Annotated in this window: 16 protein-coding genes and 8 pseudogenes; 13 read left to right on the top strand and 11 right to left on the bottom strand. The window is 42.1% G+C overall.

The window, feature by feature from the left end; translation table 11 throughout:
* Nucleotides 1-55: 55 nt before the first annotated feature.
* From C3F22_RS18685 to C3F22_RS17520, 4 genes and pseudogenes are all read left to right on the top strand, one after another.
* Nucleotides 56-617, top strand: a pseudogene (locus C3F22_RS18685) (IS5 family transposase); the annotation flags it as partial.
* Nucleotides 618-911: 294 nt separating this feature from the next.
* Nucleotides 912-1,610: pseudogene (locus tag C3F22_RS17530) on the top strand (helix-turn-helix domain-containing protein); the annotation flags it as partial.
* Nucleotides 1,611-1,848: 238 nt separating this feature from the next.
* A complete protein-coding gene (locus C3F22_RS17525) occupies nucleotides 1,849-2,835 on the top strand; it encodes an IS110 family transposase (RefSeq protein ID WP_104427075.1) in 987 nt (328 codons plus the stop codon).
* Nucleotides 2,836-2,882: 47 nt separating this feature from the next.
* Nucleotides 2,883-3,212 (top strand): annotated as a pseudogene (locus C3F22_RS17520) (integrase core domain-containing protein); the annotation flags it as partial.
* A 243-nt stretch (nucleotides 3,213-3,455) separates the two neighbouring features.
* Here C3F22_RS17520 and C3F22_RS17515 read toward each other — a convergent pair.
* A complete protein-coding gene (locus C3F22_RS17515; RefSeq protein WP_004812206.1) occupies nucleotides 3,456-4,688 on the bottom strand; it encodes an ATP-binding protein in 1,233 nt (410 codons plus the stop codon).
* Between the two features lie 456 nt (nucleotides 4,689-5,144).
* Between C3F22_RS17515 and C3F22_RS17510 the strand changes: the two are divergent.
* Nucleotides 5,145-5,323, top strand: a pseudogene (locus C3F22_RS17510) (transposase); the annotation flags it as partial.
* Nucleotides 5,324-5,344: 21 nt separating this feature from the next.
* On the opposite strand, the pseudogene C3F22_RS17505 reads toward C3F22_RS17510, so the two are convergent.
* Nucleotides 5,345-5,878 (bottom strand): annotated as a pseudogene (locus C3F22_RS17505) (IS5 family transposase); the annotation flags it as partial.
* Between the two features lie 174 nt (nucleotides 5,879-6,052).
* Here C3F22_RS17505 and C3F22_RS17500 point away from each other — a divergent pair.
* Complete coding sequence (locus tag C3F22_RS17500) at nucleotides 6,053-6,280, top strand: hypothetical protein (protein ID WP_004812210.1); 228 nt, start codon at nucleotides 6,053-6,055, stop codon at nucleotides 6,278-6,280.
* A 520-nt stretch (nucleotides 6,281-6,800) separates the two neighbouring features.
* Here C3F22_RS17500 and tnpC (C3F22_RS17495) read toward each other — a convergent pair.
* From tnpC (C3F22_RS17495) to tnpA (C3F22_RS17470), 6 genes are all read right to left on the bottom strand, one after another.
* Nucleotides 6,801-8,405: an IS66 family transposase gene (gene tnpC / locus C3F22_RS17495; RefSeq protein WP_004733110.1), complete on the bottom strand. Its 1,605-nt coding sequence runs from the start codon at nucleotides 8,403-8,405 to the stop codon at nucleotides 6,801-6,803.
* A 74-nt stretch (nucleotides 8,406-8,479) separates the two neighbouring features.
* Nucleotides 8,480-8,815, bottom strand: a complete 336-nt coding sequence (gene tnpB / locus C3F22_RS17490) for an IS66 family insertion sequence element accessory protein TnpB (protein WP_158651691.1) — start codon at nucleotides 8,813-8,815, stop codon at nucleotides 8,480-8,482.
* Nucleotides 8,812-9,195: an IS66-like element accessory protein TnpA gene (gene tnpA / locus C3F22_RS17485; protein WP_005232272.1), complete on the bottom strand. Its 384-nt coding sequence runs from the start codon at nucleotides 9,193-9,195 to the stop codon at nucleotides 8,812-8,814. Before tnpA (C3F22_RS17485) ends, tnpB (C3F22_RS17490) begins: the two co-directional genes overlap by 4 nt.
* Nucleotides 9,196-9,240: 45 nt before the next feature.
* Nucleotides 9,241-10,875 (bottom strand): IS66 family transposase, encoded by a 1,635-nt coding sequence (tnpC, locus tag C3F22_RS17480; RefSeq protein WP_104427074.1) that lies wholly within the window; start codon nucleotides 10,873-10,875, stop codon nucleotides 9,241-9,243.
* Between the two features lie 74 nt (nucleotides 10,876-10,949).
* The gene (gene tnpB, locus C3F22_RS17475) at nucleotides 10,950-11,285 is read right to left on the bottom strand and encodes an IS66 family insertion sequence element accessory protein TnpB (RefSeq protein ID WP_004282310.1); all 336 of its coding nucleotides are present in this window, start codon (nucleotides 11,283-11,285) and stop codon (nucleotides 10,950-10,952) included.
* Nucleotides 11,282-11,665, bottom strand: a complete 384-nt coding sequence (gene tnpA, locus C3F22_RS17470) for an IS66-like element accessory protein TnpA (protein ID WP_005094709.1) — start codon at nucleotides 11,663-11,665, stop codon at nucleotides 11,282-11,284. The genes tnpB (C3F22_RS17475) and tnpA (C3F22_RS17470) overlap by 4 nt, the downstream gene beginning before the upstream one ends.
* Nucleotides 11,666-11,730: 65 nt before the next feature.
* On the opposite strand from tnpA (C3F22_RS17470), the gene tnpA (C3F22_RS17465) reads away from it, so the two are divergent.
* The 5 genes and pseudogenes from tnpA (C3F22_RS17465) to C3F22_RS17445 all read left to right on the top strand — a co-directional run.
* Complete coding sequence (tnpA, locus tag C3F22_RS17465) at nucleotides 11,731-12,132, top strand: IS66-like element accessory protein TnpA (RefSeq protein ID WP_228203601.1); 402 nt, start codon at nucleotides 11,731-11,733, stop codon at nucleotides 12,130-12,132.
* Nucleotides 12,129-12,464: an IS66 family insertion sequence element accessory protein TnpB gene (gene tnpB / locus C3F22_RS17460; protein ID WP_004783682.1), complete on the top strand. Its 336-nt coding sequence runs from the start codon at nucleotides 12,129-12,131 to the stop codon at nucleotides 12,462-12,464. The genes tnpA (C3F22_RS17465) and tnpB (C3F22_RS17460) overlap by 4 nt, the downstream gene beginning before the upstream one ends.
* A gap of 74 nt (nucleotides 12,465-12,538) precedes the next feature.
* A pseudogene (tnpC, locus tag C3F22_RS17455) lies at nucleotides 12,539-13,918 on the top strand (IS66 family transposase); the annotation flags it as partial.
* Between the two features lie 575 nt (nucleotides 13,919-14,493).
* Nucleotides 14,494-16,155, top strand: coding sequence for a group II intron reverse transcriptase/maturase (gene ltrA, locus C3F22_RS17450; RefSeq protein ID WP_005265392.1), 1,662 nt, complete (start codon nucleotides 14,494-14,496; stop codon nucleotides 16,153-16,155).
* A gap of 104 nt (nucleotides 16,156-16,259) precedes the next feature.
* Nucleotides 16,260-16,487, top strand: a pseudogene (locus C3F22_RS17445) (transposase domain-containing protein); the annotation flags it as partial.
* 973 nt (nucleotides 16,488-17,460) lie between these two features.
* Here the strand turns inward: C3F22_RS17445 and C3F22_RS17440 are convergent.
* Nucleotides 17,461-17,922, bottom strand: a complete 462-nt coding sequence (locus C3F22_RS17440; RefSeq protein ID WP_000761345.1) for a DIP1984 family protein — start codon at nucleotides 17,920-17,922, stop codon at nucleotides 17,461-17,463.
* Nucleotides 17,923-18,043: 121 nt separating this feature from the next.
* Between C3F22_RS17440 and C3F22_RS17435 the strand changes: the two are divergent.
* Nucleotides 18,044-18,229: pseudogene (locus C3F22_RS17435) on the top strand (helix-turn-helix domain-containing protein); the annotation flags it as partial.
* A gap of 600 nt (nucleotides 18,230-18,829) precedes the next feature.
* The gene (locus C3F22_RS17425) at nucleotides 18,830-19,348 is read left to right on the top strand and encodes a tetratricopeptide repeat protein (protein WP_004812221.1); all 519 of its coding nucleotides are present in this window, start codon (nucleotides 18,830-18,832) and stop codon (nucleotides 19,346-19,348) included.
* A gap of 112 nt (nucleotides 19,349-19,460) precedes the next feature.
* Here C3F22_RS17425 and C3F22_RS17420 read toward each other — a convergent pair whose 3' ends face one another.
* Nucleotides 19,461-19,937, bottom strand: coding sequence for a hypothetical protein (locus C3F22_RS17420; protein WP_004812225.1), 477 nt, complete (start codon nucleotides 19,935-19,937; stop codon nucleotides 19,461-19,463).
* A gap of 87 nt (nucleotides 19,938-20,024) precedes the next feature.
* A complete protein-coding gene (locus C3F22_RS17415; protein WP_005080957.1) occupies nucleotides 20,025-21,608 on the bottom strand; it encodes an IS66-like element ISAba25 family transposase in 1,584 nt (527 codons plus the stop codon).
* Nucleotides 21,609-21,624 lie beyond the last annotated feature (16 nt).

Raw genomic sequence — 21,624 nt, 5'->3', positions numbered from 1 at the left:
AAAAACTTACCACTGGGGGGCTTTTTATTTATCAAAAAAATCTTGATGGTCTCCATCTACTGGTTTGAAGTTTCTAGGCGAAAGGAATGGGAGCGTAAGAAGCATCAGCTTGAATATCGACAAAAATAGCGTGAACTCCATATAGGTATAATAGATGCTGAAGCGCTGCAAATACGTGCAGTTCAGCTTATAACAAATGATGTAAATGATTAATAAGCACTCGAAGATTTACTTGATTAAATCTCATTGGATGAGCAAATTGATCCTATCTGTACAGATGAAGCTTATGACACCAAGCACTGCCGACAAGTCATTTTAGATCAAGATACACATGCAGTTATTCCTCTAAAAAATACAAAATTTTGGAAACATCAAAAAACAGGATATTTAGAGAGAAACGAATTATAAAAACAGTCAAACATCTAGCTAGAGCTATTTGGAAAAAGTGGTCAGGTTAACATTGGCGAAGCTTGATAGAAACCCAGATAGCCTGTATCAAGCTATTAGGCGATAAATTAACGGCAAAGTGCTTTGATAGCCAGGTGAATGAAATTCATGCACGTGTAGCCGTGTTAAATAAACTCACGAAATTAAGTCAGCCGATATGCATATTTTAATTTTAATTTCAGTGACTTAGAATAGATAAACCTCTGAAGCTCTTATGTAATAAAGTCAGTACCTGGGACAGTGTTTCAGGTGTAAATCTGTCCAGGAAAATGGGCACGGACTAGACTTTTCTCTGGTAAAAAAGGTGTTAAACAAATATGGCTATCAGATTCAATTTATAGCGGCGCAACCTCAATATTTAAGTGTATTCGTTCAGACTTGATCGTACATTCTTCTTGAAAAAGAGAAATTTACCCGTTTTGATAAAGGTGTCGAAATCTTAATCAAACAAAGGTAACTTTCTTATGTTGCATACTAACAATCAAATCATTAAACACAAAGTAGGTCTGCTCAATTTAGCTAAAGAGCTTCAGAATGTATCCAGAGCATGCAAAGTGATGGGCGTTTCAAGAGATACATTTTATCGCTATCAAGAATTAGTGAAGTCTGGTGATATTGACGCACTGATTAATAAGTCCCGTCGAGTACCAAATTCAAAAAACCGTGTAGATGATGCTATTGAACAGGCTGTTATTGATTTCGCAATTCAATATCCCGCATATGGTCAGCACCGTACTAGTAATGAATTACGCAAGAAGGGTGTATTCGTTTCAAGGAGTGGGGTTCGCTCTATATGGCTTCGTCACGATTTAGAGAACTTTAAGAAGCGTTTAAAAGCACTTGAGGCTAAAGTGGCACAGGATGGTATTGAATTAAATGATCAGCAGATTGCGGCACTTGAACGTAAGCATGAGGATGACGTTGCTTGTGGTGAAATCGAAACAGCTCATCCAGGCTATTTAGGCGCGCAAGACACCTTTTATGTCGGGAATCTCAAAGGTGTTGGACGAATCTACCAACAAACATTCATCGACACTTATAGCAAGGTCGCTCATTGCAAGCTCTATACAACAAAAACACCGATTACAGCGGCTGATTTACTCAATGATCGTGTGTTGCCATTCTATCAATCTCAGGACTTATCAATGCTTCGCATCCTCACACTTGCGTAGCAGTGCTTCTTGTATCTTGATTGATATAGTGATTAGCTACCACTATACGCAAATTGTAGAGTTTGGAGTGCTGCTAAAATCTTAAATTTGAATCTGAGATAAAACCTACAATTTGCCCTTATCCCTCATACAACTCTGAACGGTAACTAAGCACTTTGATGCTGTATTCACAAGGTAAGATGATGGTTAATGGGATAAAAATCATAGCTTAAACTCAAGGAATATCACCATGATTATGCTAGGTATTGATGTCAGTAAAACCAAAATAGATTGTTGCATTTTCCCTCAAGGTTTGACTGGAAAAAGAAAAAATAAAATATTTACCAATACAGAAAGTGGCTTTGGCAGTCTGCTCAAATGGCTCATCACTCTTAAAATTGAACCTGATCAAGTGACAGCAATCATGGAAGCGACTTCGGTTTATCATGAGAATTTGGGATATTATCTATATGATGCAGGTGTAAAGGTTTGTGTGGCTAATCCTTCACGAGTAAGAGCCTTTGCCAAAGCCATGTCCATGCTAAATAAAACGGATAAAGCTGATAGTGAAGCTCTTTCACGTTATGGTTACACCGCAAAGTTAATCATATGGCAGCCTGAACCTGAAAATGTCAGATTATTAAAAGCTTTACTAGGCAGACGAGATGTCTATCTAGGTAGTCTATTGCAGGAAAAGAATCGACTTGAAAAGGCGCAGTCCACTCATACCTCCGTTGTTGTGATCAAATTACTTGAAGAGAATATTGAGTATTTAAATCAGCAACTTGAAAATATTGATAAGTTAATAAATAATCACATAGATCAAGATCCAACATTGAAACAGGATTTGAAATTACTGCAAACTATTCCGTCAATCGGTGAACGATCAGGCTTATTACTGTTGGGGTTATTTCATTCGCACAAGTTTGAAAAAGCAAGTCGAGCTGCTGCATATGTAGGTTTGGTTCCAGTACATCAGTTGTCTGGCAGTTCAGTCAACAAGCAAAGTCACTTATCAAAAGCAGGTGACAGTAAAATACGCTCAGTATTGTATATGTCGGCATTAACAGCGATTAAATATAATCCACACATTGAAGCTTTATATCAACGATTATTAAGCCAGGGTAAAAATAAAATGTGTGCTTTAGGTGCTGCAATGCGCAAGCTTATACATCTGTGTTATGGCGTTTTAAAACATCAGACTGCCTATCAAAGAGATTATTTAGTGGTCGAATAATCTCAAAACCTGATTGACTACCAAGACGGTATCTCAGGTACTGAGGATGCGCTAAGGTAGAACAACATGACTATGAGTTGTATCTGGCAGTCAATGATAATGATATTGATCACACGAAGACAAAAGCAGCTTCCCCGCAAACAAATGGTATATGTGAGCGTTTCCATAAGACGATTTTGCAGGAGTTCTATCAAATTACGTTCAGGAAGAAGTTTTATAGCTCATTGGAAGAATTACAGGTTGATCTAGACGATTGGCTGAAATTCTATAATACTGAACGGACTCATCAAGGAAAGATGTGCTGTGGTCGTACACCACTTGAAACTTTACTTGATGGAAAACGGATTTGGGCTGAGAAAAATTTAGCTCAAATTTAACCTGACAGGCACAATAAAAAATGGGTAACTGTCAGATCAGGTTTGAGCTAGTACACCAGCGCAATTCTCGCTACTTTCAGTAAGCGACTCTGGCTCAATCATGATGGTCTGACTCAATCGAATCGAGGTAAATCGATCCATCACAATTGGAGCAGAAATTATGCTTGAATACATTCTTGGATGATGCTGAAAAGTCTTTGAGTTTTAATCAATAAACAAGAGTATCCATGTCTACCCTCAACTTTACTTATTTTCAGATAGCAACCAATCGAGAGCACTCATTTTTACAATACCATTATAATTTGCTTCAGCCCCTATCGTGTCTAAGGTAAGTAAATATTTGGGATACGAATCAGAAATTTTCTGTAATGGACGTAACTCTCGGCTGAGTGTCTCCTCATTGAGCGTTTCTAACGCCACTTGATAATAAGTTAAATTCTGTAAAGTATCGACAGCAACAAAATCAATTTCATATTCATCAACCCGCCCTACATAGACCGTATAACCTCGTCTGATAAGCTCAAGATAAATTACATTTTCTAAGATATGACCTTGATCAGCATTAGCATCAGGCAACATAATCCGGCGCAATCCGACATCAACTAAATAGTATTTTTCAGAGGATTGTAATAACTCACGCCCGCGTACTTTAAATTGGGCAGCACTATAAAATAACAAACTGTCCTGTAAGCCTTGAATATAGCGTTTTACTGTTTCAAATGAAATTTTAACCCCACTTGAAACAAAGGTATTTTTAATTTTATTGATGGAAATAGGTGAGCCTGTCACGCTTGCCAAATATCTTGCGACACGCTCGAGAGAGTTAATATCGGCAGTATTCAAACGGGGAATAACATCTTTAAACATTACACTGGCATAGACCGCTTGCAAGTAATCATAAGTTTCTTGCTGGCTAGTCATGGCAAGCGTATAAGGGAAACTACTGCTCGTATACATGGCATACAAATCACGATTGGATAATTGTTGGATGATCGGATTATTTTCAATATGCCACTGTTTAAATTCTTGGAATGACAAAGGTAGAACATGTTGCTCGATATAGCGTCCTGTAAGTAAAGTTGCAAGTTCTCCACTTAGAAAGAATGCGTTTGAGCCTGTAATATATAAATCGATATAATCCCGAACATATAAAGAGTCGACCACTTTCTCAAAATTGTTAACATGTTGTATTTCATCTAAAAAAACATAGTTTTTTTTACTTTTATCAACTTTGGACAATACATAATCATGTAGTTTACGGTAATCGGTGAGTTCTTCAAATTCCATAAATTCGAAGTTGATGGCAATGATGTTTTCGGCTTGTACACCCTGTGCTTTTAGGTCTTGTTGAAACATCGCCAATAAGGTGGATTTTCCAGAGCGACGTACACCTGAAAGTACTTTAATGACATCACGGTTTTGCCATGTATTCAGAAATTTTAAGTAACCATCACGTCGAATATTAGCGCTTCTCATTATTTACACTTAGAATCTAAATTTTTAATAAATTATATCAAATTTTAGAACTCATATGTAAATACATTTAACTTTTAAAAAAGTTTAAAGGTTAAGTGAAATATTCAAAGCTGCTGTTGAAGCATGCGGATAGTAAATGTAATAAAAATCTAGATTCTATCTTTTTTGATTATTTTCCATGTCATGTTATGTCATTGATGCTACGACTTAACTGCTATATAAATTAAGTGAAAAGTAAATGAAACTAAGATGTTAACTAGAGTGGAACTCATTTTTGTGTTGCTGATGGTCTCAGCCTTAATACTCATTGCTTATGAAATGCTAAAGAATTTATTTTAGGGTATCTATATCAAAAAAATGCCCATAGAGGGAATCTATTGGCCAAACTAAGAGCCTATCCAGTATTAATTTCATTCTTTTTTAGCAATTGAAAAAATAATTTGTTAAATTCCCTTCATGAGAAAACCATATCCCTGCAACATTAGTCGAGAAGCTTTTAAAGAAATTGAACTGCTACGATTGAGCGGAAGAAAACAAACACGTCCAAGAGTCATTGATGTCTATGAAGTATTTTGCGCATTGCTCTATATTCTAATAAGTTTCTAATAAGTGGATGCCAAAGAAGTATGCTTCCTTGAGACTTCCCACCTTAGAACCTATCCAGAATATTTTCTATGCAAAAGTAGCTTTAAAAAGGCTAAATTAATGAACTGAAGGTTCGTATTTAGGTACTTTTCACAGTTTTTCCAGAGCCTTCTACATTTTTCTAACCAGGCAAATGATCTTTCCACAACCCAGCGTTGTGGAATGGCTGCAAATTTATGCAATTCACTTCTTTTAGCTACATCAACTCGGGATCCGATTAAATTATTAACAGCCAAAGAAAAGGGTTCACCTGTATAACCGCCATCAACAAGTACAACCTCTACATTTTGTAAGCTATCTTTATGCAAAGTTATAGTATCTAACGCACCTTGACGATCTGTTTTATCTGCTGTCGTAACCAATATTCCATGCGGGAGACCTTCAGTATCAACAATAATATGTCTTTTAATGCCTGAAACTTTTTTACCAACATTATACCCTTTATCACGTGCAGTATCTGTGTTTTTTACACTTTGTGAATCAATCATGATAAAGCCAGTTTGTTCTTTCCATCCCTTGCTGATACGAGCCTCGCCAACCACATTACCCCTCGCATTCTAGATATTGAGGGGTTTTTTCTTTTCTTATGGGTAAATATCCTGGAAGATAGAGTACAAGCTAAAAAGATTTGCAGTTCTGTTGTGATTTGTTTGATATTATCTATATCTAGCTATGATTTATTGAGTTTACTATTTCATCATTAAAGAATAGAGGTATATATGTGTTCTAAGCATAGACTTGAAGATGTTACTGCCATGAATAATGAAGGTGATGAGGTTATTGTAAAAAGAGTTTATGAGCCTAAATCTAGTAGTAATTTGACTTCAAATATTGGAGGAAATATATATCAACCTTCTAATCAAATTATTGTTGATGGGCAAGTCATAAGATTAACTTTAGATAATTGTTTTATTCACCCCAAAAATAAAAAAATATATTCGATCTGATCTAAAAAATATTGTTTAAACCTCCTCCGGGAGGTTTATTAATAGCTAAGCTTTTCTTGACAGATTATAGCGCACGAAACCCGCTATAAATATTCTATTAGCAGGTCTTTTATTTCCCAGAAATATAAAGAATAGAATCCCGTATATCTTCACCAAAAGATATACGGGCTTAAAAAAACCTATGAAACTACGAAGTAGAGTCACACCGAATGGTGTGCCAATCTTGGTTAAACACTTGGACGGCCGGAATCCTGACCTAGCTCACCGATTTGCGGAACGACGTAAGCGTCCGCTGAGCCCCACTTTTTCTAACTCATTAATACCGCGATAGTGTCCACTAAAATTTAAGTGGACACCTATTTATGGATTTAAAGACAGTTATAGACACTGCACCAACGCTAAAAAAGCCCCGTCGAACGTAAGCGTCCGCTGAATCCCATGCCTATTTTTTAATTTTGGTCGGATTTCCAGCGGTGTGGCAGTAATTCTGTAAGCGTCCGCTGAACCCCATGCCTATTTTTTAATTTGAGTTGGATTTCCAGCGATGTGGTAGTAATTCTTCTATTTGGGTCGCTTTATGCGTCGGCAGCCTTTTCAGCACATCACTGAGATAGGCATACGGATCCAACCCATTCAGCTTTGCTGACTGGATTAAAGTCATGATATTTGCCGCTCGCTGTCCACTGCGCAGCGAACCTGCAAACAACCAGTTCTTACGGCCCAATGCCCAGGGACGCATTGAGTTCTCTGCCCAGTTATTGTCAATGGGTAGATTGCCATCATCCAGATAGCGGCTTAAGGCTGGCCAACGCTTCAGACTGTAATTGATGGCCTTGGCGGTTGGAGAACTCGATGGCACCGTCAGATAATGTTGGTTGAGCCATTCATACAGTTGTTGCATCACCGGTTGGCTGTGCTGTTGTCGGTATTCGCGGCGGTGTTCTGCTGTACTATCGGTCTTTTTCCTGAGTTCTGCTTCTATCGCATACAGTTTCTGAATCATCAGTAATGCCTGTTCAGCGATCTGACTTTTCCCAGTCACATGTAGCTCATGGAATTTACGACGTGCATGCGCCATGCAGCCCACCTCAATGACATCGCCTGATTTAAAGCGTGCTTTATAACCACTGTAATCATCACAGACCAGATGGCCCTGCCAGCCATTCAGGAACTCTTCTGCATGCTGACCTGAACGGCTATCCTGAAAGTCATAGATCACCGCTTGAACTGGATTGTACTGTGTAGTGGCATAGGCCCAGACATAACCTTTCTTCGGTTTTTTCTCATCATCACCCATCCGCATGATGGTGACCGGCGTTTCATCGGCATGGATCACCCGCTGTTGCAGCACCACCTCTTTTAAGGCATTGGCCAGAGGCTCCAGTTCTACACCGCAGCGACCTATCCAGTCAGATAAAGTAGATCTGGACAGATCAATGCCCGCCCGCTGATAGATCAGGCGCTGACGGTACAGCGGCAAATGATCGGCATACTTCGATACCAGCACATGGCTGAGCAGTTCAGGTGAAGCAATGCCTTTATCAATCACATAGGCGGGCATCGCTTGCTGAGTCAGGGTGTCACACTGATCACAGACCCATTTGCCACGCACATGCTGTTCCTTATAGAACTGTGCCGGTCTGAAATGCAGTTTTTCACTGATATCTTCGCCGATACGACGTAACTGGCAGCCACAACTGCATTGGGTTGATGCAGGTTCATGCTCAATACGGATGGTGTGTAGATGATCCGGCAGCAGTCGACGTTTAGGTTTGTTGACTGTGGCTTTCTCTGTCGCTGCATCGGTTTTATCTGCATTCAGCCGTTCCAGTTCCAGATCAACGGCTGCAATATCTTCTTCAACCGCTTCGTCCCACAGATGGATTTGTTTTGCGGTGAGATGTTCGTTTTTACTGCCAAATTTGTGCTGTTTAAATAGTGCGAGCTCATGCTCGTATTTTTGCGTGAGAATGGAAAGATGTTGAACTTTGGCATCCAATTGCTGGTTTGATTTTTCTAATTCTTGATTTGATTGTGCCAGAGACTGATGCTGCATTGCCAACTGTCTGGTAAATTCCAGCAGTTGTTCATGGGTCAGTTGGCTTAAGTCTGGCAGCGTATTCATGACCGCAGTATGCCTGAGGTCATGACGCAGAGGAAATAGAACGTTTGGAGAATAGCAGAATGGACCAGCCTAGTTTAGAGCATCGTCACCACCTGCTGTCGTCCAATGCGCTGCCAAGGTAAACCCTGGATCAGTGCATGTAACTGTTCCGGACTGATCGCCATGCTTTCACCCTGGTGAACCTGCGCCCAGTGGAATTTTCCCTGTTCCAGCCGCCGGGCACACAGCCAGATGCCCAGTCCATCATGTACCAGCACTTTCATGCGATGGCCACGTTTATTACAGAACAGGTAAGCACAATGCGGTTTGATGTAGCCAAAGGCTCTCACCACCTGAGCCATGGCCGTATCCATCCCTGCTCGCATATCCAGAGGTTGGGTAGAAAGCCAGATTTCATCAATGCGGATCATGTTGCAAGTGCCTTGAGTAATTCTGCTAAAGCAGATATTTCTGATACTTGCCATTTCAAGCCAATTTCTGCTTTTGAGTGGGGTAAAGTAATTTGAACCGTTAACATGTCAGTAGGAGTAGGATCTAATGGTGTAGAGCAAGATAAGGCAATAAATGCAGGTTTATTCGGTAGTGGTGAGCGATCATTCCCTGGCTTAGCATCAATTAAGCGAATCCATTTGGATACGAGATTTGTATTCAATCCATGTTGCAAAGCGACCGAAGCAATTGAAACGTCCGGTGCTTTACAAGCCTGAACGATCTGCTGTTTAAATTCAGCACTGTATGTTCTTCGTTTTTTCGCAAGAGATGCGATGGATGTCTGGTGATTTGTAGTCATAAATTTTAGTCCCCACTTGTTTTTAAGTGGGGACTAAATTAAGGCTTATAGGACGAATTCATAAGGTGTGTTCAGCGGACGCTTACGTAATTCTTCTATTTGGGTCACTTTATGTGTCGGCAACCTTTTCAGCACATCACTGAGATAGGCATACGGATCCAACCCATTCAGCTTTGCTGACTGGATTAAAGTCATGATATTTGCCGCTCGCTGTCCACTGCGCAGCGAACCTGCAAACAACCAGTTCTTACGGCCCAATGCCCAGGGACGCATTGAGTTCTCTGCCCAGTTATTGTCAATGGGTAGATTGCCATCATCCAGATAGCGGCTTAAGGCTGGCCAACGCTTCAGACTGTAATTGATGGCCTTGGCGGTTGGAGAACTCGATGGCACCGTCAGATAATGTTGGTTGAGCCATTCATACAGTTGTTGCATCACCGGTTGGCTGTGCTGTTGTCGGTATTCGCGGCGGTCTTCCGCTGTACCATCGGTCTTTTTCCTGAGTTCTGCTTCTATCGCATACAGTTTCTGAATCAGCACTAAGGCCTGTTCAGCGACCTGACTTTTCCCGGTCACATGCAGTTCATGGAATTTACGACGTGCATGGGCCATGCAGCCCACCTCAATGACCTGGCCTGATTTAAAGCGTGCTTTATAACCACTGTAATCATCACAGACTAGATTGCCCTGCCAGCCTTTCAAGAACTCTGCAGCATGCTGGCCTGAACGACTATCCTGAAAGTCATAGATCACCGCCTGAACTGGATTGTACTGTGTAGTGGCATAGGCCCAGACATAACCTTTCTTCGGTTTTTTCTCATTCTCACCCATCCGCATGATGGTGACCGGTGTTTCATCTGCATGCAGCACCTGCTGTTGTAGTACCACCTCTTTTAAGGCATTGGCCAGAGGCTCCAGTTCTACACCGCAGCGACCTATCCAGTCAGATAACGTTGATCTAGAAAGCTCGATTCCCGCCCGCTGATAGATCAGGCGCTGACGGTACAGCGGCAAATGATCGGCATACTTCGATACCAGCACATGGCTGAGCAGTTCAGGTGAAGCAATGCCTTTATCAATCACATAGGCAGGCATCGCTTGCTGAGTCAGGGTGTCACACTGATCACAGACCCATTTGCCACGCACATGCTGTTCCTTATAGAACTGTGCCGGTCTGAAATGCAGTTTTTCACTGATATCTTCGCCGATACGACGTAACTGGCAGCCACAACTGCATTGGGTTGATGCAGGTTCATGCTCAATACGGATGGTGTGTAGATGATCCGGCAGCAGTCGACGTTTAGGTTTGTTGACTGTGGCTTTCTCTGTCGCTGCATCGGTTTTATCTGCATTCAGCCGTTCCAGTTCCAGATCAACGGCTGCAATATCTTCTTCGACCGCTTCATCCCAGAGATGGATTTGTTTTGCAGTGAGATGTTCGTTTTTACTGCCGAATTTGTGCTGTTTAAATAGTGCGAGTTCATGCTCGTATTTTTGATTGAGAATAGAAAGATGTTGAACTTTAGAATCTAATTGCTGATTGGTGACTTCAAGATGTTGAACTCTGGCATCTAATTGCTGGTTTGATTGTGCTAGAGACTGATGCTGCAGCGCCAACTGCCTGGTGAATTCCAGCAGTTGTTCATGGGTCAGTTGGCTTAAGTCAGGCAGCGTATTCATGACCTCAGTATGCCTGAGGTCATGACGCAGAGGAAATAGAACGTTTGGAGAATAGCAGAATGCACCAACCTGGTTTAGAGCATCGTCACTACCTGCTGTTGTCCAATGCGCTGCCAGGGCAAACCCTGGATCAGTGCCTGTAACTGTTCCGGGCTGAGGGCTACGCTTTCACCCTGGTGAACTTTAGCCCAGTGAAATTTGCCCTGTTCCAGCCGCCGGGCACACAGCCAGATCCCCAGTCCATCATGCACCAGTACTTTCATGCGATGGCCACGTTTATTACAGAACAGGTAAGCACAATGCGGTTTGATGTAGCCAAAGGCTCTCACCACCTGAGCCATGGCCGTATCCATTCCTGCTCGCATGTCCATGGGCTGGGTAGACAACCAGATTTCATCGATACGGATCATGTTGCCAGTGCCTTGAGTAATTCTGCTAAAGCAGATATTTTTGATACTTGCCATTTCAAGCCAATTTCTGCTTTTGAGTGGGGTAAAGTAATTTGAACCGTTAACATGTCAGTAGGAGTAGGATCTAATGGTGCAGAGCAGGATAAGGCAATAAATGCAGGTTTATTCGGTAGTGGTGAGCGATCATTCCCTGGCTTAGCATCAATTAAGCGAATCCATTTGGATACGAGATTTGTATTCAATCCATGTTGCAAAGCGACCGAAGCAATTGAAACGTCCGGTGCTTTACAAGCCTGAACGATCTGCTGTTTAAATTCAGCACTGTATGTTCTTCGTTTTTTCGCAAGAGATGCGATGGATGTCTGGTGATTTGTAGTCATAAATTTTAGTCCCCACTTGTTTTTAAGTGGGGACTAAATTAAGGCTTATAGGACGAATTCATAAGGTGTGTTCAGCGGACGCTTACCGTCGAACCTTCACGGCTGAATTTAAACATCAACTTATTCAGCAATGCCAGCAGCCAGATACATCGGTGGCTAAGGTCGCAATGCAACATCAGATCAATGCCAATCTGTTGCATAAATGGATTCGTCAGTCCAGATCAATGGTTCCATCATTAACAATCTCATCCATTCCACAGACCGACTTCCTTCCCGTCATTCTTCACCCGACGCCAGTCAAACAAGAAGCACCTCCGCCACCTGTGCCAGAGAAGAAAGCTACCGCTCATATTAGGATTCCATTACATGATGAACAAGGTTCAGTAAGGGATCAGATGATCGAAATCGAATGGCCGGTGGGGTCTGCAACTGAATTACTGCTTTTACTTCAGGGCTTGATCAAATGATCCGTATCGATGAAATCTGGTTGTCTACCCAGCCCATGGACATGCGTGCGGGTATGGATACGGCCATGGCGCAGATTATGAAAGCCTTTGGCTCAATCAAACCGCATTGCGCCTACCTGTTCTGTAATAAACGTGGCCATCGTATGAAAGTGCTGGTACATGATGGACTAGGCATCTGGCTGTGTGCCAGGCGGCTGGAACAGGGAAAATTCCACTGGGCTAAAGTTCACCAGGGTGAAAACGTAGCTCTCAGTCCAGAACAGTTACAGGCACTAATTCAGGGTTTGCCCTGGCAGCGCATTGGACGACAGCAAGTGGTAACAATGCTCTAAACCAGGCTGCTACATTCTGCTATTCTCCAAACGTTCTATTTCCTCTGCGTCATGACCTCAGGCATACTGCAGTCATGAAAATGCTGCCTGATTTAAGCCAACTGACCCATGAACAACTGCTGGAATTTACCCGGCAGTTGGCGATGCAGCATCAGTCTCTGGCACAATCAAATCAAGAATTAGAAAAATCAAACCAGCAATTGGATGCCAAAGTTCAGCATCTTTCTATTCTCAATCAAAAATACGAGCATGAACTCGCACTATTTAAACAGCACAAATTCGGCATTAAAAACGAACATCTCACCGCAAAACAAATCCATCTATGGGACGAAGCGGTCGAAGAAGATATCGCAGCCGTTGATCTGGAATTAGAACGATTAAATGCAGATAAAACCGATGCAGCGACACAGAAAGCCACAGTCAACAAACCTAAACGTCGACTGCTGCCAGATCATCTACACACCATCCGTATTGAGCATGAACCTGCATCAACCCAATGCAGTTGTGGCTGCCAGTTACGTCGTATCGGCGAAGATATCAGTGAAAAACTGCATTTCAGACCGGCACAGTTCTACAAGGAACAGCATGTCCGTGGCAAATGGGTCTGTGATCAGTGCGACACTCTGACTCAGCAAGCGATGCCCGCCTATGTGATTGATAAAGGCATTGCTTCACCTGAATTGCTCAGCCATGTGCTGGTATCGAAGTATGCCGATCATTTGCCGCTGTACCGTCAGCGCCTGATCTATCAGCGGGCTGGCATTGATCTGTCCAGATCCACTTTATCTGACTGGATTGGTCGCTGCGGTGTGGAACTGGAACCTCTGGCTAATGCCTTAAAACAGGTGGTGTTGCAACAGCGGGTGATCCATGCCGATGAAACGCCGGTCACCATCATGCGGATGGGTGAGAATGAGAAAAAACCGAAGAAAGGTTATGTCTGGGCCTATGCCACCACACAGTACAATCCAGTTCAAGCGGTGATCTATGACTTTCAGGATAGCCGTTCAGGTCAGCATGCTGAAGAGTTCCTGAATGGCTGGCAGGGCCATCTGGTCTGTGATGATTACAGTGGTTATAAAGCACGCTTTAAATCAGGCCAGGTCATTGAGGTGGGCTGCATGGCACATGCACGTCGTAAATTCCATGAACTGCATGTGACCGGGAAAAGTCAGATCGCTGAACAGGCATTAGTGCTGATTCAGAAACTGTATGCCATAGAAGCAGAACTCAGGAAAAAGACCGATGGTACAGCAGAACATCGCCGCGAATACCGGCAACAGCATAGCCAACCGGTGATGCAACAACTGTATGAATGGCTCAACCAACATTATCTGGCGGTGCCATCGAGTTCTCCAACTGCCAAGGCGATCAATTACAGCCTAAAACGTTGGCAGGCACTCTGCCACTATCTGGATGATGGCAATTTGCCTATAGATAATAACTGGATTGAAGTGCGACACGAAGTCGCTTAATGAAGTTGTTCCCCCTGCGGGAACCACCCGTGTCACCGGGTGAATCTAGAAGGCTGAATAAAGAGCGCCTTCGACAATGTAACGAGGCACCGCAAGGTGCGGGGTATCAATCGTGAGAGGCGTACCCTTCTGGCAGCCATAGCCGGACAAGGGCTAGATAATCGGTATGGTGAACACATGTGAATCTGCGTAACGATCGTTAAGTTGAACGAGCGGAAATGGCTGATACGCTCGAACCAAAACGGTAATGGAGGTGGGAATTGCGTCTTTCGACTACGCATTCGTGACCCATACGCCTCCCGGTCGATAGCAGGCACCTAAGCCGATGTACTTCAGTAAGCGGAACGTGGAAATCCCGTATTACTCCCATTGGGAAAGCAGTTTGCAAAAACTGCCCATGGTGATGCGGGCGAAGGAACGAGGAAAAAGCGAATGCCAGTCTGTAATGGGTTGGATAGAGGTTGAAACATTACCCCACGCGAAAGCGGGCTGACGTCCTTATGGTCTCTCATCACAAGAGAGTGTGTAGAACCCTTTTAATGGAGGGAGAGCAAATGAATGCAGCAGTATCAGCGTGTGCACCTTCCAGCACATCGTGGGACAGCATCGATTGGATTGCTGTACAGCGTCATGTCAGAGGGCTGCAAGCGCGTATTGTGAAGGCGGTACAAGACGGCAGGCATAACAAGGCGAAAGCTTTGCAATGGCTGCTGACTCACTCGTTTAGTGGCAAAGCATTGGCCGTCAAACGAGTGTCTGAAAACAAAGGCAAAAACACGGCTGGGGTCGACAAGGTGACTTGGAATACACCCAAGGCCAAGACCGGTGCGATGATGTCGTTGAAGAGGCGAGGTTACACGCCCCTTCCGCTTCGGAGAGTCCTTATTCCGAAGAAAAATGGCAAGATGAGACCTCTCGGGATACCCACGATGAAATGCCGGGCCATGCAGGCGCTCCATCTGCTGGCTTTGGAACCCATCGCGGAGACCATCGCTGATCGGAACTCTTATGGGTTCAGACCGCAACGCTCAACCGCGGATGCTGCAGCACAGTGCTTTGGTGTGCTGTCAAGAAAAGTAAGTGCGGAGTGGGTGCTAGAGGGTGACATTCAAGGCTGTTTCGACAATATCAGCCATGACTGGATGATCGCCAACCTCCCAATGGACAAGGTGATTCTACGGAAATGGCTCAAAGCCGGTTACGTCTACCAAAGCAAGCTGTTTCCCAGTCGTTCCGGAACACCGCAAGGAGGTATTATCTCCCCGGTGCTGGCCAACATGACCTTGGACGGACTGGAAACGATGCTGGCGAAGAGGTTCTCTAACGCCAAATGGACAGGCAAAAAGCTGCAACTGGTACGGTATGCGGATGATTTCATCATCACGGGGTATTCTAAAGAGTGGCTCGAAAATGAAGTTCGTCCTGCCGTGGTTGAATTTCTGGCGCAGCGCGGTCTCGTGCTCTCTCAGGAAAAGACCAAAATCACGCACATAGGGAACGGGTTCGATTTTCTTGGCTGGAACGTACGTAAGTACAACGGCAAGCTACTGATCAAGCCGTCAAAGGCAAACATCAGCGCTCATCTTGACAAGCTGCGAGCATTAATCAATGCAAACAAAGCGACACGACAGGCCACTTTGATCGGTTTGCTCAACCCGATTCTAAGGGGTTGGGCCAACTATCATAGTCATGTCGTTGCCAAGAAGGTTTTCAACCAGGTAGACAACGCAGTGTGGGAAATGCTCTGGCGATGGGCTGTACGTCGCCACCCTCGCAAGACACTCCGATGGGTCAAAGATCGGTATTTCAAAGTACAAGGAGCGCGTCGATGGGTGTTCTCATGTGATGAACAGTCCGCCGATGGTCGGAAGCGACAATACACATTAGTGTCTGCCTCGGACACGCCAATTGTGCGACATATCAAGATCAAGGCTGCTGCTAACCCTCATGACCCCGCATGGGATGAGTACTTCGAATCCCGATGGGGTAAAAGAATGCTGGTCTCCGCAAAGGGGCGAGCCAAGCTGTATCGGGTGTGGCTAAAACAAGGTGGTCGCTGCTGCGCCTGTCTTAAACCAGTCACCAAAGATACACCATGGCACAGCCGTCATATTGTGAAGCTAAGTCATGGTGGAACGGATGCAGTTGCTAATCTTGAGATTTACCATCTGTATTGTCCGAGGAGTGTTCAGTTTGCCAATGTCAACGATGTATAACCGGGTGCCGAATGGCGCCTTAGCAGAGGCTTGAGCCGTGTGCTGGGAAACTCGCATGCACGGTTCTTAGGGGGTTGGACGTAGGTAACTGCGTCTGACTACCCGACAATCAGATGCGCCCCTGGGCGTTGGGACGTAAGAACTGGCTGTTTGCTGGCTCGCTGCGCAGCGGCCAACGAGCTGCCAATATCATGACTTTAATCCAGTCAGCAAAGCTGAATGGACTGGATCCGTATGCCTATTTAAGTGATGTGCTGAAAAGGCTGCCGACGCATAAAGTCACCCAAATAGAAGAATTACTGCCACACCGCTGGAAATCCGACCAAAATTAAAAAATAGGCATGGGATTCAGCGGACGCTTACGGAACGACGAACTTTTAAAATTATAAAACGTAAAGTAAGCCAGGATTGAAGCTAACTGGGACTTGTATTCAAATTTCATATAAGAGATTTTATGTTAAATAATGGTTTTTATATGATCTAGTATTTCTAAATATAAGTGCAATTTTACTAAGGTTGCTTAGATGCTATGGAATCTAAATATCTAAATTGTTCATCCCCCTTTACTTCATTTTCATGTTTAATCACCGCTATTAGTAAAACTATGGTCATAGCCCCAGCTAGATAGGTAATCTTTTTTCTCATGATTTCCTTATAATGAAATTCTTTTTGCTTATTTTATATAAATCATATAAATAATAAAATTGTGATATATACCAATCTGTTAGGCAACTTAGTCCTATTCCAAATAACCAAAAAAAGCCGATATCTTTGTAAGCTCTAACCCACAAAAATTGAGGGATAGCTTTCGAAATAGAGTCTTTGATAAAATAGTAAAAATCAATAAATACCTACTTTTTAAACCATTATCATTTAGAGAATATTACAAAGTTGTTTAAAAAAGCCGACTTGTTTCCAAGTCGGCTTTTCGACATCGTCGAGCACATTTTTTATATCATAAATTTCCGATTTTTATAATTTTCAAAGTCTATCTTTCAGCTCTTTATACAACAAAGCCGAATTGAAATTAAAAATAGAAATGTAGTTGAGCTGATGCTTGCTCATTTCTTTATTTTTAGTAATTGAGGTGAACATACTGTCAGTACATGGTAGTTATAAGTAACGTGTAACTTTGTTTGCACAAAGATTTGAGTTATGCCAAGTGATGGATTAATTTGTACCTAAAATTTTAAGCTTATCCACTTGCTTTGCAAGCCACTACATTTTATTTACAATCCTATGTTGTGGAAGTAAGGGATCTTGTACTCGCCCAGTATGTTCAACTTGATTATATCTAAAGGACTATTAGGCTTCAATCAAATCAATTTTCCAATTATTCGACTGAATTAACACGTTTAAATCACGTAATTTAAGACTAATATCATCAGCTTGTTTTTGTAATGATGAAACTGGAATAACTTTATGCCACTTTATTTCCCGCGTACTATAACGATCAGATTCACGAGATGTATTACTTATTGCTGCAGTTAGGGTTTTGTGCTGTTCTACAAATTCATCACGTAAAGTCAATAAAGCAAGTAGAGAACGGCCATCATTTAATTTTGTTAAAGCATTAGTTTCATGAATTGCATAACTTAATTTTTGAAATTCTTGAATTAAGGAAAATACTTGTTTTAGTAGTTCATTTGGATCTTCAGATGGTTGATCACCATCTTGTACCAATACATTTGCATTGATACGTTGTTTTAGTGAAATAATTTTTTTTTGTTGATCACTTCGAAGTAAGAGAGCTTCTGCTAATTTCATTTTTCACCTATTAAGCAATTAGAATTAAGTTTTAAACAGCTTATATCCTCATTCTTTAAAGATCAAAAAAATTGCTTTTTTATCTAACTAAAAGGTGTCTACAAAATCGGTGGCTATTCACACAGAACTTGAATTGCCGAATATTAAAGAAGTACGAGAAAAGACTGGCTTAAGCCAAAGTGAATTTGCAGCACGTTTGCATATCAGCGCGAAAACCCTACAAAACTGGGAACAAGGCCGTCGCTATCCAACTGGCCCAGCAGCAACGCTGATCCGCATTCTGGATGCTCATCCAACCTTGATTTAAAAAATTAGATAATAAAAAACCCCGGCATCCTGCCAGGGTTTCTCATATTGGGTTGCTAGGTATGACTCCTGTCTTACCTCACACTCCTGGTGCGATCTTTCTTATTCTTGTTGTTTGGAACATCCTGTTCCCGATGAGTTCATCATAGGAAAATTCCAGTATTCCGGATAGCAGCAAAGAGCCGAGATTGATGTGAGCCAAAGCGTACAAAATAGCCTAAATTTTATCCACAGCAATTGGGGATAGTTTCACAACTTGGATCCGCATGAAATGGGCACTGATTGCCAAATTGATCGTTTTTTAGCCAATTTTACTGGTAAAATGTTACAGATATGCTTAAAAACTCACCAACTTATTACAAAAGCCGATTTTTTGCCTTTTCTTCGTCATGAATAAATTTTTAAGTCATTGATATTTAAATTAATATACAGGTGTACTTCGTATAATCTGTATTATGTTAAATAGGCTAAAAATATACTGTAATTTTAGAGTTTTCTTTTGGATATGATATAAAAATGTACAGACCTAACAGTTTAATTTAAAAGTTAAAAATTGAATAAATTAACAAATATTTTTATGGCTTTAGGAGTATGCCTTTCAATGGAAACATTTGCCGAACCTGTTTTTTCTAATGATTTATTAGCGAAAGCTGAAAATGGAGATACTTCTGCCCAGTTAGAATTAGCTGAGATTTATCTATATGGCCATGGTGTTGATTCAGATGAAAATCAAGCTGAAATTTGGGCTATTAAATCAGCTGAAAATGGAAATATAGCAGCAATGTTTTGGTTAGCCGATGGTTATGTTACATATGCTAAATTAATGGAAGAAGATGACAAAAACGATTCCTTAGAACATTTCCAAAAAGCTTTTAAGTGGTTTCAGAAAGCCTCAGAAAATGGCCATGCTGAATCAATGATTGAATTAGCTGATTTATATACTCGCGAAGATAGCGGAATAGACGTTAATTTTAATAAAGCTTTGGAGCTTCGTGAAAAGGCTGCGAAGTTAGGTAACAAGCAAGCAATGCGAAGTCTTTCCGTTATGTATCGTGATGGTATAGGTATCCCTAAAAATACTGATTTAGCTCAAAGTTGGTGGGATAAATCTGAAAATTAGTTTTAAGATTTCCTAAAATTAACATAATACACGTTATGCCAAGTTAAAACGTTGAGCTTTAAGATACTATTTTTACTATATTTTTAAAAAATTTCGTATAAGCAGTATTATGCTAAGAAGTTAAATTATCTTTAAACAGTTGCTTAGATTCAGTTGAGAGATATCCATGATTGTAAATTTCTTTAAATATTTTTAAAGCAATTTCTATGTCCTGATTAACGTATCGTGCACTCCACTCATCATCAAAAGGTGCAAAGGTATATATTTTTTCAGATAGTACTTCATTTTTATTTATTAAACGAAGGTAGCTCCCTTCTGGATATTCATCATTCTCAAAAATACTACATCCAAGTAGATACCCATATCTTTCATCACACACTAGGCTGTAACTATCTAAATCATTATAAGTAAGGGTTGAATATGCTTCATTATACTGTGTACTGGCTTTAGTAATATTAATCTCCCCCCCATGAAAAAAAACTTTATTAATTAAGATAGATAGTTCTTCCCAACTAATCTTTTTTAAATCAATTCTAGTTTCACTATGGAAAGGATTTCTAACTACATAGCTGTATATATATAAAATCATTGAAAGAATATCCAAAGAGATTGTAATTTTTAAGACTTTATAAAATTAACATAATAGTAAGCGTCCGCTGAATCCCATACCTATTTTTTAATTCGATTTAGGTTTCCAGCAGTGCGGCAGCAATTCTTCAATTTGGGTCACTTTGTGTGTCGGTAACCTTTTCAGCACATCACTTAAATAGGCATACGGATCCAAGCCATTCAGCTTTGCTGACTGGATTAAAGTCATGATGTTTGCCGCTCGCTGACCACTGCGCAGCGAACCTGCAAACAGCCAGTTCTTGCGTCCCAACGCCCAGGGACGCATCTGATTCTCTACCCAATTGTTGCATATCGGTAGATTGCCATCATCCAGATAGCGGCTTAAGGCTGGCCAACGCTTCAGAGTGTAATTGATAGCCTTGGCGGTGGGAGAACTCGATGGCACTGTCAGATGATGTTGGTTGAGCCATTCATATAGTTGTTGCATCACTGGTTGACTATGCTGTTGTCGGTATTCGCGGCGGTCTTCCGCTGTACCATCGGTCTTTTTCCTGAGTTCTGCTTCTATCGCATACAGTTTCTGAATCAGCACTAAGGCCTGTTCAGCAACCTGACTTTTCCCAGTTACATGCAGTTCATGGAATTTACGACGTGCATGGGCCATGCACCCCACCTCAATCACCTGGCCTGATTTAAAACGTGCTTTATAACCACTGTAATCATCACAGACTAGATAGCCCTGCCAGCCTTTCAAGAACTCTTCAGCATGCTGGCCTGAACGACTATCCTGAAAGTCATAGATCACCGCCTGAACTGGATTATACTGTGTGGTGGCATAGGCCCAGACATAACCTTTCTTCGGTTTTTTATTATTCTCACCCATCCGCATGATGGTGACCGGTGTTTCATCTGCATGCAGCACCCGCTGTTGCAGCACCACCTCTTTTAAGGCATTGGCCAGAGGTTCCAGTTCTACACCGCAGCGACCTATCCAGTCAGATAAAGTGGATCTGGACAGATCAATGCCAGCCCGCTGATAGATCAGGCGCTGACGGTACAGCGGCAAATGATCGGCATACTTCGATACCAGCACATGGCTGAGCAATTCAGGTGAAGCAATGCCTTTATCAATCACATAGGCGGGCATCGCTTGCTGAGTTAGAGTGTCACACTGATCACAGACCCATTTACCACGCACATGCTGTTCCTTATAGAACTGTGCCGGTCTGAAATGCAGTTTTTCACTGACATCTTCGCCGATACGACGGAGTTGGCAGCCACAAGCACATTGGGTTGATGCAGGTTCATGCTCAATACGGATGGTGTGTAGATGATCTGGCAGTGGTCGACGTTTAGGTTTATTGGTTTTGGCTTTCTGTGTCGCTGCATTGGTTTTATCTGCATTTAGCCGTTCCAGTTCTAGATCAACCGCGGCAATATCTTCTTCAACCGCTTCATCCCAGAGATGGATTTGTTTTGCCGTTAAGTGTTCATTCTTTTGGGCGAATTTGTGCTTTTTAAACAGCGCCAGTTCATGCTCGTATTTTTGATTGAGAATAGAAAGATGTTGAACTTTGGCATCCAATTGTTGGTTTGATTGTGCTAGAGACTGATGCTGCAGCGCCAACTGCCTGGTGAATTCCAGCAGTTGTTCATGGGTCAGTTGGCTTAAGTCAGGCAGCGTATTCATGACCGCAGTATGCCTG

Source organism: Acinetobacter sp. ACNIH1 (genome assembly GCF_002934695.1).
GTDB classification, from domain to species: Bacteria; Pseudomonadota; Gammaproteobacteria; order Pseudomonadales; family Moraxellaceae; genus Acinetobacter; species Acinetobacter variabilis.
Note: the sequence above shows the minus strand (reverse complement) of the source record. Positions and strands in the feature narration are given on the sequence as shown.